13 protein-coding genes are annotated in these 16047 nt (G+C 54.0%); 6 read left to right on the top strand and 7 right to left on the bottom strand.

Features of this window, described 5'->3' with window-relative positions; all coding sequences use genetic code 11:
- The first annotated feature begins 301 nt into the window (after positions 1 to 301).
- On the top strand, positions 302 to 2353 hold the full coding sequence (locus SH678x_RS05245; protein ID WP_496921833.1) for a thioredoxin domain-containing protein: 2052 nt from the start codon (positions 302 to 304) through the stop codon (positions 2351 to 2353).
- Here SH678x_RS05245 and SH678x_RS05250 read toward each other — a convergent pair whose 3' ends face one another.
- From SH678x_RS05250 to SH678x_RS05270, 5 genes are all read right to left on the bottom strand, one after another.
- Complete coding sequence (locus SH678x_RS05250; protein ID WP_496921834.1) at positions 2354 to 3025, bottom strand: 3-keto-disaccharide hydrolase; 672 nt, start codon at positions 3023 to 3025, stop codon at positions 2354 to 2356.
- Between the two features lie 65 nt (positions 3026 to 3090).
- Positions 3091 to 6255: an efflux RND transporter permease subunit gene (locus SH678x_RS05255; RefSeq protein WP_496921835.1), complete on the bottom strand. Its 3165-nt coding sequence runs from the start codon at positions 6253 to 6255 to the stop codon at positions 3091 to 3093.
- A 54-nt stretch (positions 6256 to 6309) separates the two neighbouring features.
- Positions 6310 to 7779: an efflux RND transporter periplasmic adaptor subunit gene (locus SH678x_RS05260; protein ID WP_496921836.1), complete on the bottom strand. Its 1470-nt coding sequence runs from the start codon at positions 7777 to 7779 to the stop codon at positions 6310 to 6312.
- Between the two features lie 94 nt (positions 7780 to 7873).
- Positions 7874 to 8257: a hypothetical protein gene (locus SH678x_RS05265; RefSeq protein WP_496921837.1), complete on the bottom strand. Its 384-nt coding sequence runs from the start codon at positions 8255 to 8257 to the stop codon at positions 7874 to 7876.
- 37 nt (positions 8258 to 8294) lie between these two features.
- Complete coding sequence (locus SH678x_RS05270; protein ID WP_496921838.1) at positions 8295 to 8453, bottom strand: hypothetical protein; 159 nt, start codon at positions 8451 to 8453, stop codon at positions 8295 to 8297.
- 256 nt (positions 8454 to 8709) lie between these two features.
- On the opposite strand from SH678x_RS05270, the gene SH678x_RS05275 reads away from it, so the two are divergent.
- The 5 genes from SH678x_RS05275 to SH678x_RS05295 all read left to right on the top strand — a co-directional run bounded on the left by SH678x_RS05275 (position 8710) and on the right by SH678x_RS05295 (position 13513).
- Positions 8710 to 9222, top strand: a complete 513-nt coding sequence (locus SH678x_RS05275) for an SRPBCC family protein (RefSeq protein WP_496921839.1) — start codon at positions 8710 to 8712, stop codon at positions 9220 to 9222.
- A gap of 22 nt (positions 9223 to 9244) precedes the next feature.
- Positions 9245 to 10543 carry an NAD(P)/FAD-dependent oxidoreductase gene (locus SH678x_RS05280; protein ID WP_496921840.1) on the top strand — a complete coding sequence of 433 codons (1299 nt, stop codon included), beginning with the start codon at positions 9245 to 9247 and terminating at the stop codon, positions 10541 to 10543.
- Positions 10489 to 11256, top strand: coding sequence for a DUF1365 domain-containing protein (locus SH678x_RS05285; protein WP_496921841.1), 768 nt, complete (start codon positions 10489 to 10491; stop codon positions 11254 to 11256). Before SH678x_RS05280 ends, SH678x_RS05285 begins: the two co-directional genes overlap by 55 nt.
- 98 nt (positions 11257 to 11354) lie before the next feature.
- The gene (locus SH678x_RS05290) at positions 11355 to 12473 is read left to right on the top strand and encodes a class I SAM-dependent methyltransferase (protein WP_496921842.1); all 1119 of its coding nucleotides are present in this window, start codon (positions 11355 to 11357) and stop codon (positions 12471 to 12473) included.
- A 2-nt stretch (positions 12474 to 12475) separates the two neighbouring features.
- Complete coding sequence (locus tag SH678x_RS05295) at positions 12476 to 13513, top strand: SAM-dependent methyltransferase (protein WP_496921843.1); 1038 nt, start codon at positions 12476 to 12478, stop codon at positions 13511 to 13513.
- Between the two features lie 2 nt (positions 13514 to 13515).
- Here SH678x_RS05295 and SH678x_RS05300 read toward each other — a convergent pair whose 3' ends face one another.
- Both SH678x_RS05300 and SH678x_RS05305 read right to left on the bottom strand, forming a co-directional pair.
- Entirely contained in the window at positions 13516 to 14292 is a 777-nt protein-coding gene (locus tag SH678x_RS05300; RefSeq protein WP_496921844.1) for a DUF1295 domain-containing protein, read from the bottom strand.
- Positions 14293 to 14295: 3 nt separating this feature from the next.
- A complete protein-coding gene (locus tag SH678x_RS05305; RefSeq protein WP_496921845.1) occupies positions 14296 to 15795 on the bottom strand; it encodes a cryptochrome/DNA photolyase family protein in 1500 nt (499 codons plus the stop codon).
- Between the last annotated feature and the right edge of the window lie 252 nt (positions 15796 to 16047).

Here is a 16047-nt window from a genome sequence, read left to right on the forward strand (position 1 = left end):
AAGATCGATTGGATTAATCGCAACTCGCACGAGCGACGTAACACATCCTCGGTTACTGGGGCGCTATTGTGATGAAATCGTGAAAATCCGGCAAGGGAATTGTTAATAGCCATTCTTGTCCTGGGAATTCACCCCAGCAAAGTTTGTGTGAACTCCAGCCCAGATAGTCTCTTTCGGCTTGACATTGGAGAATTGGGGTAAAATTGGCGGTTCCGCGATGGGCTCTCAATTTGCTACTCTGATACTGGAATTCCAATGGCTACTGTAAGCCGACTCGCGATTTTTGTCCTGAAAGTTTTCCATGCCCAATCGACTTGCCGACGAAACTAGTCCCTATCTGCTTCAGCACCAGAATAACCCAGTGGACTGGTATCCCTGGGGCGCGGAAGCCTTGGAACGGTCCCGCAGCGAGGATTTGCCGATTTTCCTCTCGATTGGCTACTCGGCGTGCCACTGGTGCCACGTCATGGAGCACGAGAGCTTCGAGAGCGCGGCGATTGCCGAAGTTCTCAATAAGCACTTTGTCTGCATCAAGGTCGACCGCGAGGAACGGCCTGATCTCGATCAGATTTATATGAACGCCGTGCAGGTTTTGACGGGGCGGGGTGGCTGGCCGATGAGCGTGTTTCTCACGCCCGACTTAAAGCCATTTTATGGGGGCACTTATTGGCCGCCGGAGCCGCGGCACGGCATGCCTGGTTTCGATCAAGTGATTACCGCGGTGGCCAAGGCATGGACCGAAAATCGCGAAGGGGTTCTGGAAACTTCCGAGCGGCTTACCGAGGAACTTGCACAGGTTTCGCAACAAGGCAAAGCACCGGGCGAATTGTCAGCGGCCTTAGTTCGCAACGCGGTGAGCCATTTTCGACAAACCTACGATCGTACTTACGGTGGATTTGGCGGCGCACCAAAGTTCCCCGCACCGATGTCGTTGCGGCTGTTGATGCGTTATTGGCATCGGCATAAAGATCAGTTCGCGCTCGACATGGTGACCGGCACGCTCGATCGCATGGCGGCTGGGGGGATCTACGACCATCTGGGTGGCGGGTTTGCCCGCTATTCCGTCGATGCCCGGTGGCTTGTACCGCACTTCGAGAAGATGCTTTACGACAACGGGCTGCTGGCGATTGCGTATGTCGAAGCATTTCAAATCACCGCCAACCAAGAGTATGCCCGCGTGATTCGCGAGACGCTCGATTATGTGCTGCGTGACATGACCAACCCTGCCGGCGGATTTTACAGCACTGAAGATGCCGACAGCGAAGGGGTCGAAGGGAAGTTTTACGTTTGGACACCCGAGCAATTGGTTGAAGTGCTGGGCCAAGCCAAAGCGGAGACTTTTGCCAAAGTCTATGACGTCACCGAGCATGGCAACTTTGAAGAGGCGAACATTCTCAACTTGCCGAAGACAATTGCCCAACAAGCTCAGCAACTTGGTCGCGAGGAAGAGTCATTACGTCAGGAGTTAGCCGAGAGTCGCCAGAAATTGTTCAATGCACGCGAGCAGCGAATTCATCCTCATAAAGACGACAAAGTGATCACGGCTTGGAACGGGTTGATGATCGAAGCCCTGGCGGTGGCAGGAGTGGTGCTTGGAGAAAGTCGTTATCTCGATGCGGCGCGTCAGGCCGTGGTGTTCATTGACGAGAAATTGCGGCGAAAAGACGGACGCTTGATGCACACTTGGCGAAACGGTGCGGCAAAATACGATGGTTTCTTGGATGATTACTCCTATCTCGCTTGTGGCTTAATTACTCTGTACGAAGCAACCGGAGAAGCGAAATATTTGTCCCAGACGATTGCGGATATGGAAGTCGTCCTCGCGCGGTTTTCCGATGCAGGGCAGGGGGGCTTCTTCTACACAGCCGACGATCAGGAAGCCTTACTCGTCCGCAACAAGGAATTCGCTGACAATGCCGTACCCAGCGGCAATGCCATGGCGGCGCTTGCGCTCGTGAAGCTCGCGAAACTGACGGGCAAAGAGCGTTATTTGACCGCGGGAGAAAAAACGATGCAGGCCAGCGCTGAAATTATGCAGCGTTACCCCTCGGCAGCCGCCCAAATGCTGCAAGCGGTCGACTTTCTGTTGGGCCCAACCTATGAGTTGGTGTTTGCCAGCGACCAAGGGCCAGAAGCTCGTGATGTTCTCGCTGAGCTTCAGCAACAATTTCTGCCGAACAAAGTACTCGCGTTTGCGGGCGATTCCTTACCTGCACTCACAGGTTTGCTTGAAGGCAAACAAATCTCTCCGGATGAACCAACCCTCTACATTTGCGAAGGCTTTACCTGTCAGGCTCCCGCGTATGGTCGCGAGGAAATCCAAGAGCGTTTGGCCACCGCGATGCAGAGTTAATTAAAGTTCGCGGACACGCAAGTTCCGAAACTTGTAGACGGCATCTTTTTCGCCATGATGCTGGATACCAACCGGGCCGCGGGCGTCGAGGTCGTCGTGGAAGTCGCTGATCAGCACGTCGTTGACTTCAACTTTGAGCGAATCTCCCTGGCAGGTGATCCGATAGCGATTCCAATCGTCGCGGTTGAGGGCGCCGGCGATTTCGGGTTTTTTGAAAAATTCGTGCGATTCTTTCTCGTGCTTCAGAAACTTTTCATCTTTCGTACGGCCCGTGAGGCTTGGCCAGAGCCACTCGCGTCGGCCTTCATCGTAGATGCCACCTGACCAGCGCCGGTCGGAACCATCGACCTCTGCCTGATAACCGTAAACGCGGTTTGGCTCGACGTGACAGCGAAACATGAATCCCGAGTTCGCTGGGCCGGAGGGAAGTTTCACTTCGCCTTCGAGCACGAAATCGCCAAAGTCTTTCTCGCTGACAAGGAAAAATTTCTGATCGCCCATGAGATGAATCTCACGGTCGACAACGTCCGCCTTCCCCCATTCGAAAGGATTTTTCCAACCAGTCAGGTCTTCGCCATTGAACAGCTCAACCCATTCCTCCGCGGCCTGACATGGAAGTGCCACAAGTAGCAAAAGACACAGCAGGGATAATAAGACACTTCGTGGTTGCATATCCGCCTCGCGATGAATGTTGTGATTCCACCAAGATACCAAACGCAATGTCCATCGCAAGTTCGCTAGATTGTTTCCAGCGAATCCTCGGTGCTGGCCTTAATGATGCGTTCACCCGCAGGAATTCCGGTCGTCCAAAATAACGCTGGCCGCACGAAAAATTCGAGCAACGTGCTGGTGATAAGTCCACCAATGACTACCGTGGCGATCGGATAGAGAATTTCTTTACCCGGTTCGCCAGCGGCCATGGCGAGTGGAATCAAGCCGATGCCCGACGTGAGAGCCGTCATCAAAACGGGGGCCAAGCGTTCCTTCCCCGCGCGAATGATCATCTCCTTGGACCACGTTTCGCCTTCCTGCTGCACTAAGTGCACGTAGTGCGTGAGCAACAAGATGCCGTTGCGCGATGCGATGCCGCATAAGGAAATAAAGCCCACCATGGCCGCGACGGTGAGTGTTTGTCCCGTGAACACGAGCGCGGCGACTGCCCCCACCAATGCGGTTGGCAAAGCCGCCATAACTTGCCACGAGAAGTTCGCCGAGCCGAATAATGTGTACAGTGTGAGAAACATACCGATCAACGAAATGACGAACAACACACCAATGACGCGCTGGGCCGATTGTTGGCTTTCAAATTGACCACCGAACTCAATAAAGTAGCCTTCCGGCAACTGCGCGCGTAAGGGCCAAACTTTTTGGCGAATGTCATCGACAACGTCGACCACGCCACGGCCCGCCACGTTGCATTGAATCACAATCCGCCGTTGGCCCCCTTCGCGATTGATCGTATTGGGCCCTCCCGAACGGTAGACTTTGGCAATGGAATCCAATGGCACGCTCCCGCCGCTGGGAAGTTCGATCGCCAGTCGCCGCAAAGCATCGAGGTCTTCACGGACAGGCTCATCAAGCTTCACGACGAGATCGAATGTTCGCACGCCAGAGAGAATTTCCGAGACTACCTTGCCGTTCATGGCGGTTTCGATGAATTCGTTGACGGCATAGGGGGTCAGTCCCGATAGTGCGAGTTTATCGCGATCAAGTTCGATGCGAAGTTGCGGGATTTCGCTCTGCTGTTCGATCATGAGATCGCGAATGCCGGGGATATCGGAGATCAAATTCTGCATCCGCTGGGCAATCTCGCGCAGCGTGGTTAAGTCTTCGCCATAGATTTTGATGCCGATTTGGGCCTTGATGCCTGAGAGCATGTGCGAAATCAAATGGGCAATTGGTTGTTCGACGGAACTAATTATTCCGGGCACGCCGTCGAGCGCCCCGCGAATGTCTTCCAAAATGGCCTCCCGCGAACGATTTGACTCGGGATCGAGCGACAAGATTAGCTCCGAGACGTTGGCTCCCATGACGTGTTCGTCGAGTTCCGCGCGGCCGACCTTGCAGACGATACTCGTGACTTCTGGAATGTTTTGCAGCCGTTTAATGGCCGCATCGGAAGCAGTTTTCGAACTTCGCAGTGAAGCCCCTGGCGGGAGCAGCACGTTGACTTGGACGGATCCTTCGTTGAACGGAGGGAGAAAATCGCTTTCGAGTTTTGTTAACACGAAAACTGAGAAGAGTACGACTCCCGCCGTGAGGATCAGCACCAGTTTAGGAACAGCCAGTGAAAACCGAATAGCCGCGGCAGCAATGCTTTTGAGAACGCGGACCAACCAACCATCGACGTCGTGGGCCATCGACTTCATGCTTGGGAGGAGCCAATACGACAGCACCGGGGTAAGCGTCAAGGAGACCACGAGCGATGCCAGGATCGACACGACGTAAGCAATGCCCAGCGGTGTGAACAGTCGGCCTTCCATACCGCTCAAGGCAAATAATGGTAAGAACACAAGCACAATAAGAATCGTGCTGTAGACGATGGAATTGCGAACTTCAGAACTTGCTTCGTAGACCACCAAGAGCGCGGATTTTGGATTGCCGGCGACGCGATTTTCTTTGAGTCGCCGGTAGATATTCTCCACGTCGACGATGGAGTCGTCCACGAGTTCACCGATGGCGACCGCCAACCCCCCCAAAGTCATGGTGTTGATGCTTAGACCTAGCCAGCGGAAGATCAAACCCGTTACGACTATCGACAGTGGGATCGCCGTGAGCGTGATCATCGTGGTGCGAAAGTTCATCAAAAACAAGAACAGAATGATCACCACCAAAATACCACCGTCCCGCAAGGCCTCGATGACGTTTGCGACGGCCAAATCAATAAACTGCTTTTGTTGGTAAAAATCGGCGGAAATTTTTACGTCTTTGGGAAGCGAGTGACGCAGATCGCGTATCGCCTGCAAAATCTGGGTCGTGAGTTTGCGCGTGTCCGCTTCGGGTTGCTTGGCGATCGTGATGACCACGGCCGGCCCGCCATTGAACTTGCCGTCGGCTTCGCGCAAATATGCCGAGCTATCACCGCGCTTGGGCTGCGGGCCTTCGACAATCGTGGCGACTTCTCCTAAAAGCAGAGGGCGATCAGCTCGAGGTTTGACCACGAGTTTTTCGAGATCTTCGATGGAACTGATTCGCCCCAACGAACGAACCAGCAATTCCTGCGGACCTTGGTCGTCGAGATAACCTCCCGTGACGTTTGTATTGCTTTCGGTAAGGGCCTGTTCGATTTCGTGCAAGGTCACGCCGTTACGCACGAGCAATTGCGGATCGATCAGCACCTGAAACTGCTTGCGTCCACCTCCCATCGTGATCACCTGGGCTACGCCGGGAACGGTGAGCAGCCGTTGGCGAACGGTCCAGTCCGCGAGCGTGCGGAGTTCCAGTGGCGACGTCGCGCCGGTTTCACTCCACATGCCGAGAATCAACACCTGGCCCATGAGCGAAGAAATCGGTGCAAGCTGCGGTCTCACACCTTCCGGAAGTCGGTCGGCAACCAATGCCAGCTTTTCCGCTACTACTTGCCGGCCGATATAGATGTCGGTACCCCAATTGAATTCAACATAGACGATGCTTAATCCCGCGTCGGAACTACTGCGCACCGCCTGAACGCCGGTGGCTCCATTAAGCACTGACTCCAGGGGGATCGTGATGAGCGATTCCACCTCCTCAGGCGCCATGCCGGGGACTTCCGTGATCACCGTCACGCGCGGCCGGTCGAGATCCGGAAACACGTCGATTGGCAATTGTGTGAGTTGCCAACCGCCGTAACCCGTGATGAAAATCGAAAACGCCAAAACTAAGAGGCGATTGCGAAGCGAAAAGCGAATGATCGAGTAGAGCATGGCGAAGTTTTGAAGCGGGTGATTCGTGGCAGAATTCTACGGCGTCGTCATTCGTTAATGATTGTGTCCCGCGTGGGGATCGACCGCTCCTCCGCTCTTGTTTTTCATCGCCAAGTGCATTTGATAGGCACCTTCCACAACGCACTCTTCTCCCGGCTTCACGCGGTTGTCGGCTTCGATGACCGCGAAACGCTGATCTTGTTGAAGCACGCGCACCGGCGTGCGATCGTAGTGCTTGCCATGCACGAGAAAAATAAATGACTCGGCTCCGTCCTCGACAATGGCACCGACGGGAACGACCAACTGTTCGGTCCATTGCTCGGCGGGAACAAAGAGTTCACCACGCATACCAGGTCGGTATTTCCATTGAGAATAAAGTCGGCCATCCGGTTTTTCATGGGTGGCCATTAACTCGTTGGGCAACTCGACATAGAACTGCAACGCACGTGACTCGACGTCGACTTCGTTCGCGACGTAGACAATCGACAATTCCTGCGGTTTGTCGGCCGACTTGTTGCCGGCATCCAATTGGGCCGTCACGGGCCATTCTTTCGCGGCCGCATTTTCAATCGCCGCGGCGTCGCGCTGAAAGGCACGGCCTTCGATGTACAGTTTTGTGTAGTCGGTGAGAATCGCCATCGTGTCGCCAGCGGTGACATGCTTGCCGATGTTCACCTCGACTTTTTGAATGTTAAAGCAGCATCGCACGCCGTGCAGCGGATTTGGCAATGGGGCATCGGGGACATTGACCGTGATTTGTTGAACCAGTTTGCGTTCCTGGCTGATCGAATCGACCAGACCTTCGCTCAGGCCATGGAGCAGCAAGGCTTCGCGGAGTGCTTTCAAGGCAGCGTTCAATTTTTGCTGTTCGTATTGCCGTTCGAGGAGCGATTTGCCAGCGATGGCACCCGTGGCTGTGACGATTTCAAGCCGTTTGATTTCGCGCTCGACGACGTCGAGTTCTTCGAGCGTGACAAGATATTCCCGCTGCGTGGAAACCAGCTCTTCGTGCGTTAAACGCATCTCGAACAAAGGTTGCAGCGGGCCGATGCTCTCACCGGCCGAGTGAAAAACTTTGGTGACGATGCCCGTCAGCGGGGCACTCACTTCGACGCGGGAAATTCCTGGGCGCTCCACGACCACGGCCGGTACGGAGATCGTTCGTTGATACGGCTTGGTTTCCAGTGGGGCGATTTTCAGGCCGATGTTGCCCTGGGCTTCGGTGCTCAAATCGAGGTGGTCGTGTGGCTCCTCATGCTCGTGGTCATGGTCGTCCTCATGAGCCGCGTGCTCCTCTGCCGTTTCATTGGCATGGTCGTGTTCGTCCTCCTCATCATGGGAGTGTGCGGCATGTTCTTCTGCCGTTTCGCCAGCGTGGTCATCTTCGGCGATACTCTGCTGATAAGCGACAAGTGGGTCAACGGGCTCACCGGGAAAGAATTTTTTGTGCCATCCTACGGCGTACCCAAGACCCAGCACGGCGAACATGACAACGACAACCAAGAAAGCAACAACGCGGTTCATAACAAACTCACAGCGCAAGGAATAATGAGATTGCCGCGCGAAAATATCAGTCAAGAACGAGCGCGGCAGCAAAGCTAGCTGAGAGATGGGCGCGCTAAATCACCAACACGCATTGCCAGAGATGCAATGAAGGGCCCGCGGGATGGAGAACGTCGGTTTCCACAGCGCGGTTTACAACGGAGAGTTGATTCGAGTAGTGATCAACGACTGCAACCAATGCCGTCACTGTTGCCAAACAATCCAAGGCAACACAGGAGCTGTTCTCCTGAGAGACAAAGACGCAAGATTCTTCGTCGCAACTTTCAGGATCCGTCGATTGATCGGAATCCGAATCCGTTTCGGCAGGGTGGCCATGGCAAGCGTGATCATGGCAAACGGCGACGGCTTCCTGCCCAACATGCTCATGGTGCGCGCAACAACCTAGCCCGGCATGGGCGGCCATCACGGCGGTCAGCACAAGTGTCAGAACGAGCTTCATATTAATATTGTCGCCGCAAAACGGGGGGTGGTCAATTTCAATCCGTGGACGTGAGCAGGCCTTCCATCAAGGCATGACGGTCCAAACGATTTCCAGGGAATTGACGTATAGAAGCTGGGCCCGGCTGGCCTCCTTTGCCATCGTCACCTACTGTCGTGACCAGCAAAATCGCGGCGATTGGAGGGAGAAGCTTCATGAGACGACAATTCACCGGTTTGTCGCCAAGGTAAGCGAGTACCGGACGGGGAAAAGAGCTTGAAAAGCATGGGAACGGGACACTCAGGGCGTAGCGTTCCATGAATCTCTATCGGCACGAAAAAATCCTGAGATGATGGTGCTGGCATGTGTTAATCCGCTATCAGCCTTGCGGTATAGCGTTTGATCTCAAGAAATCCTTAAAAAATCGCTTCAAGGCCTGTGATTACCTGCTACCGGTCGTGGACGAATTACCCATGAATTTAAAAATCACACCCTCATCGGGTGGCTACCGACTGACCTGCGAAGTACGATTGCCAGCGCCGCGGGACCAAGTGTTTGAGTTCTTTTCCGACGCGACCCAGCTCGAGCGGCTGACGCCCAGCTGGCTGAAGTTTTCGGTGTTGACGCCTACGCCGATCAAGATGCAATTAGGAACGCTGATCGATTATAAGTTACGCGTTCATGGTATTCCTATGCGTTGGAAATCGCGTATCAGCGTGTGGGATCCGCCATATAAGTTTGCGGACGAGCAGCTTCACGGGCCTTACCGACATTGGCATCACGTGCACACGTTTGCAGACGATGGAGACGGCACGATCTGTCGGGATGAGGTGAATTACTCCTTTATCGGTGGGGCTTTGATTCACACACTGTTTGTCAAGCGTGATCTATTGAAGATTTTTGCTTTTCGCACACAGGTACTGCAACAGATATTCACCGTAGCCCCCAATCGCAACTCCTTGAACCACTTTGCTCATTCGCTTTAGAGCGTCGGCCAGGGAGTTATTGATGAAAATCGCTGTGATTGGAAGCGGAGTGAGCGGCCTTGTTGCTGCGCGCTTGTTGGCGACGCGTCATGATGTGCAACTCTTTGAAGCAGAAGAGACCGCGGGCGGTCATGCCAACACCGTCGATGTTGAAATTGATGGACGTCACTTCGCGGTCGACACCGGCTTTATGGTTTTCAATGATCGCACCTATCCACTTTTCACGCGGATGCTCGAGTTGCTGGAAATCGAAGCCCAACCCAGCGACATGAGCTTCAGCGTTTCCTGTGAACGAACGGGGCTGGAGTATCAGGGTAGTTCGCTCGGCGGCTTGTTTGCTCAGCGCAAGAATCTGCTGCGGCCAATGTTTTTCCGGATGCTGCTGGAGATCGTGCGATTCAATCGTTTGGCAAAGGCTTATCTAATCGCTCCCGGACAGCGGCTTACGCTGGGCGAGTTTTTAACGCGAATGCGTTTCTGTGCTGAACTGCGCGATCACTATTTGCTACCCATGACGGCCGCGATTTGGTCGTGTCCCGCCAAGCAGGTCCTCGATTTTCCTGCAAGGTTCCTATTTCAATTCATGGAGAATCATGGGCTCTTGCAACTCAAAAACAGGCCAAAGTGGCTGACGGTTCCAGGTGGTTCGCGTAAGTATGTCGAGGCGTTAACGTACGCTTTGGGAAACCGCGTGCATCTTGGATCTCCCGTGAAACAAGTTACTCGGCATCCCCATGGCGTGTTGCTTGAGTTTTTCGAGAAACCGTCTCGAATGTTTGACATGGTGGTTCTGGCGACTCATGCCGACAAGTCGCTGCGATTGCTGAGCGATGCCAACGACGCCGAACTTACTCTGCTTTCGGCTTTTCCCTATCAACCCAACGAAGCTATTCTACACACAGATGAAAGTTGGCTACCACAACGCAAGGCCGCTTGGGCGAGTTGGAATTACCGGGTTTCTGCTAACAATACGCAGGTTTGTGTGACGTACGATCTTACACGTTTGCAGCGAATTGAATCACCGCGTCGTCTGTTGGTAACGCTCAATCCCCCACGAGAAATCGATTCACGACACGTATTAAAACAGTTTTCGTATCAACATCCTGTATTTTCCGCCGACGCGATTGTCGCACAAACTCGGTGGAGCGAGATTAACGGACAGCGCCGCACTTATTTTTGCGGCGCTTATTGGCGGCACGGTTTTCACGAAGACGGCGTGGCCAGTGCACTGGCCGTCACCGAAAAGTTTGGCCTAGGGCTCGAAGCATGCACAGCGCCTTGTATCACGGCACGGTCGCTCACGCCCGCAGTCGCCCGATAAACCATACGTTCCGCTACCCGGTGACGATGGCTTATCTGGATCTCGCGGAGCTGCCGGAACTGCTGCGCAGTGTGAAACTGTTGGGAAGCCGCTGGCGTCCATTGGTGTTTCGTGAGGCCGACCATCACTTTAATGAGACAAGTTCGCTCGAAGCTGAAATTCGCGACACGGTGGAGCGAACCATGGGGATACGACCGGCCGGGCCAATTCGCCTGCTCACGATGTTGCGAACGTGGGGCCTCTATTTCAGTCCGCTGAACTTGTATTACTGCTTTGATGTCGATGGCGAGCGACTTACTTCCATCGTGGCCGAGGTTTCCAATACACCCTGGTTGGAGAAGCATCGCTACGTCCTGCGGGTTAAGCCCAATAATTCGTTGCAATTTGTCCACGCAAAAGATTTTCATGTCTCGCCCTTCATGCCCATGGAACTCGAATACGCCTGGGATTGCTCACTGCCGGGCGAATCACTTGGTGTGCAGATTTCCTTGCAGCAAGGTGGCGGAAAGTTCTTTACGGCCAGTATGGCGCTCGAACGTCAACCTTTGACGGATAAGACGTTGGCGTACTCGCTGGCGAAATATCCGGTCGCGACGGCACGAGTCGTGACCGCCATTTATTGGCAAGCCCTTAAACTTTGGTGGAAAGCATGTCCGTTTTATTCCCATCCGAAAAAACTGAGTGCCACCCACGGCGGCACTCCGCTGGTCTGAGTGATCATTCCGAGTACTCCTTGCAAGCTCCGTCGACCATCGAGCGATGGTGCCGTGCTGCGCTGTGGAAGCGATTGGGCCACCTACGGCATGGACAGATGGTTTTAATCGATAGTGGGCAGCCATTTTGCTTTGGCGATTTGGCCAGCAATTCCGTTCAACTTCGCGTGCACAACCCACATTTCTATCGCGATGTGGTTATAGGAGGTACTCTCGGAGCGGCTGATGCTTATATCCGTGGCGATTGGGATACGGATAACTTGGTAACTTTGTTGCAACTCATTGCTCGTAACACGTCCGTATTGAGCAGGTTTGATTTGGGCTTGGTACGGCTGACAAAATTCTTGGCGAAATGGCGTCACGCCTTTGCTTCAAATACCGTGGCCGGCAGCAAGCAAAACATTGCCGCTCACTATGACCTCAGTAACGATTTCTTTGCCACGTTTCTCGACCCCACGATGACTTACTCCTCGGGATTGTTCGAGGACTCACACACGACGTTGGCCGAGGCGACCCATGCCAAGTACGAGCGGTTATGCCAGTTGCTTGAACTCAAGCCTCACGATCATTTGCTGGAGATCGGCACGGGCTGGGGTGGGTTTGCTTGCTATGCAGCACGTGAATATGGCTGTCGCGTGACCACGACCACGATTTCGCAAGCCCAACACGATTATGCCCAACAGAAAATACTTGAACATGGTTTGCAGCATCGTGTTGAGCTACTGCAACGCGATTATCGCAATCTCACGGGAGAGTACGACAAGATCGTCTCAATCGAAATGATAGAGGCCGTGGGGCATGAGTTTCTCCCCACGTTTTTTGGCAAGTGCGATCAACTTTTGCGGCCAGGGGGGAAGTTCGCCCTGCAAGCAATTACAATTCCCGACCAGCGTTACGAGAAGTACCGTACATCGGTCGACTTTATACAGCGATATATCTTTCCGGGAGGCTGCTTGCCTTCACTGGGCGCGATGACCGAGGCGACTGGGCGAACTTCGCTGTTGCTCACGCGGCTAGATGACTTTGCTACTGACTACGCAAGAACTCTTGAGTTGTGGCGTGAAAACTTTCATCAGAATCTCGACGTGATTCGCCAGTTGGGGATGAGTGAACGGCTCATTCGTACCTGGCAATACTATTTTTGCTATTGCGAAGCTGGCTTTCGTGAGCAGTTGATTGGTCTCAAGCAAATGTTGTACGTCAAACCGGGAGTTTAGCGATGGCCGCCAATGTCTTAATTGATCTCGCCGAGAAAGAATGGCTGCCCGACAGAGCGATACGGATGGGCATACGTCGACTGCTCGCCAGCCGATTGCAGGGAATTGAGCAGCACGCGGAAAGTACGTCCCAATTCGCAGAACTCATGCGGCGAGGTCCGCTCCTCTTGGCGGAAACAGAAGCTAACGAACAGCACTATGAAGTCCCCACGGAGTTTTTCTGTCAGGTGCTCGGGCCGCGGATGAAATACAGTTGTGCATTATGGGAAACTGGTTGTGCCGATTTGGCAGCCGCCGAAGAAGCGATGCTCGAACTCACCTGTGAGCGCGCAGAGATTGCCGACGGCATGGAGATTTTGGAACTTGGTTGCGGGTGGGGGTCACTGGCCCTGTGGATGGCGGAGAAGTATCCCATGACCAAAATCGTGGCGGTTTCCAACTCGGCCACGCAGCGGCAGTTTATTGAGTTGCGAGCTCGCGAAGCGGAGTTCACCAATCTGGAAGTCATCACGGCCAACATTGCTGATTTCCAAACTTCACGACGATTCGATCGCATCGTTTCAGTCGAAATGTTTGAGCATGTCCGCAATCATGCCGAACTGCTGCGGCGAGTTGCTGGTTGGCTTGCGGACAACGGCAGACTGTTTGTCCATGTTTTTTGCCACCGCGAAACGCCTTATGCTTTCGAGGACCGGGGCTCTGGCGATTGGATGGCCCGCCACTTTTTCACGGGTGGAATCATGCCTTCGGCGGATCTGTTCCATGAGTATTGCGAGAATCTCCAAGTGACACGGCAATGGCCCGTGAATGGGCAGCATTACGCCCGCACGGCTGAGGCTTGGCTGGCGAATCTCGATTCGCATCGCGATGGGTTGTTGGAATTATTCGGCGGTGGTGTGGATCCCGGTCTGGCCGCCGTGCGCTTGCAGCGATGGCGGATGTTCTTCATGTCGTGCGCCGAGTTATTCGGCTATCATGGCGGCGAGGAATGGTTCGTATCGCACTATTTGTTCGAGCACGCAGCAATACCAGCAGTATAAGTTTAGTGCTTTGGTGGTCCCGGGAAGAAGGCGTTCGTTCGTTGGATATAGTCGCGATACTCAGGGCGACGTTCGACGATTGTGCTTTCAAGCAGAGTGACGCCGCTGACCTTCATCAAGAATAAACTCATCACCAGCGGGCTGAGAACGGTCCACCAGGCACCGCCGCTGGCCGAGATTAGAAAAATCCCCCACCAGACGCAGAAGTCGCCGAAATAATTAGGATGCCGAGTGTAACGCCATAATCCGGTATCGAGAACTCGACCTGCGTTTTTGGAATTCGCTTTGAAACGTGCCAGTTGCCAATCGCCGACGCTTTCAAAGACGATGCCGGTTAGGCAAAGCACAGCCCCCACGTAGTCGAGCAGCCTGAGTTGCTGCCCGAAGACGATCCCCATCTGCACGGGCCAGGAAATGAACCACAACAGCACGGCTTGCAGCAGAAACACCGTGAACAAGCTCACCAGCCAGAACTTAGCGCCATGTTTCTCGCGCATGGCTTGATAGCGGCGATCTTCGCCGTGCCCCCAGTTGCGCCAGAGCAAATATCCCGAAAGACGCACTCCCCACAAGGTTACGAGTACGATCAAGAGCCAACCGCGTGGTCCCGGTGGCGTTCTCATGAGAAACGTATGCCAGGCAACAAGCACGAACCCCATCCCCCAACACGGATCGACGATACTTGCGTCTCGAAGTGCTAAGCTGAACAGCCACAGCACAAGAAATAAGCCCGCGACGAGCGCAAGATTCCATAACAAAATTGTGGCAATCGTGGCCATGGATCAAAACAAGCTGGGTTGGTGTTTGTCGGAATACTTTTCGATGTACTCCGACACTTTGACTTTACGCGCCGTATTCTCGCTCGACATGTAGCGAATCTTGCCGAAGATCGACCGTTCAGGCCCCCAGGCACGGTCGTATCTTCCCAAAACCCAGAAGATGCCGGAATAGCTGTTCGGATTGCGGCCATCGACCGCGTATTTGTTATTGAGCTCGATCATTACGGCAAGCGCATCCTGTGGCGAAGGGGACCATTCCAGAATTTTCTTGCCCCACAGCATACGCAAATAATTGTGCATGCGGCCTTCGGTCACCAATTGTCGTTGCGCCGCATTCCACAGAGGATCGTGTGTGCGGCTTTCGGCGAATTCAGCGAGAGTGTATGTGAATTCGCGCGGATCGTCAGCATGTTCGGCCAGCGTCGTCTGTGCCCAGTCAGGAAGCGAGGAGTAACGAGCGTAATCCTGCCGGCGCGAGCACATGTTGTAGCCCACTTCGCGCCACGTGATCAACTCGTCTAAAAAAGATTCCGCCGCGCGATCAACGCCCCACCAGCCACTCGAACTTCCTGTCGGCTTAGCAGCCAACTTGTTGGGATTCCAGTTTTCATGCGCCATCGTCGCGGCGAAGATTTCGTGGGCAGAGAGATGCCCGAAGTGCAAATAAGGCGACAAACCGCTGGCGACTTCCTGCTGCGGCTGGTTTCGCGAATCCGCGTATTCGCTCAACCGTTGCTTCAAGAACAATTGCATTTGCTTGTGGGCCGCCTGTTCGCCACCGTCAAACAGGGCAGGGCCGACCGTGTGATCGATGGCGAGTGAACTCATATCCTGGGCCAACTTGCCAAGTAGCTCCGCATCAAGGGCAGGCCAACGTTTCACAATTTCCGGAGGTAATTGTTCGAGTTGAGGAAACTTAGCACTGGCCAGCGGATTTTCTTCTGGGAGTTCAGCCAAGTAAGGCGTCAAAGTTTTCTGTAAGAAGCGGCGAAAATCAAACGCCCGCAAAAAGGTGCGATCCGCGGCTCTCATCGGCAGCAACCCGTTGGAATCGATAATCTCAAACCGCACGGGGATATGCCGTTTAGCAGCCGTCACCATCTTCGGTAGGAAGAAGCAAGGGAAGTCATCGCTCACGACCACGCAAGCCCGCGCGGCCAGTGCCGCGAGCAGACCATTGCCGTCACCTGGCTTGCGTTCGAGATACGGATAATAAGTCGCCTTCGACTTTGAAAATGACTTGCTGTTGTCAATCATCCCTTGAATGACAAAGCGATGCAGCCGATCGCTAGCCCAAGGATAATCGCAACGTAACGCCTCAAGCACTACAAGTGGCTTCTTGAGTTCGGCCGCCCAATCGACGGCCCGTTGTAGTGAAAAGTTCCAATGTGCCCGGCGATTGGCAATCATCCAATACAGCACGAACTCGCCATCGGTCCGAACAGATTTTTCGTTGACAAGATTGATGCGAAGCGCGGGGACATCGCTTTGGATTCGAGACATGGATTGCAGGCTTAAGGAGCGACAAGGAATAGGTCCAGTTTTTGAAGTAAACCGCAATGTTCGGTGTTCGTTAACCGAACCCCGCCCTGTGCATTTTGATTCGGCCGGATGTGCGAGTCCGCACGTTTTCACACTGTGGAAAACTAGATTTTGCTGAAAATCCCGCCATTTTCGCTGCTTGAAGCTAGCGGACCATCTTTTGCGATTTCTAGCAAGCGTTAAGTCAGCATGCCCTCAGCAAGGCGTGTAACT

Source organism: Bythopirellula superficialaquae, assembly GCF_059632245.1.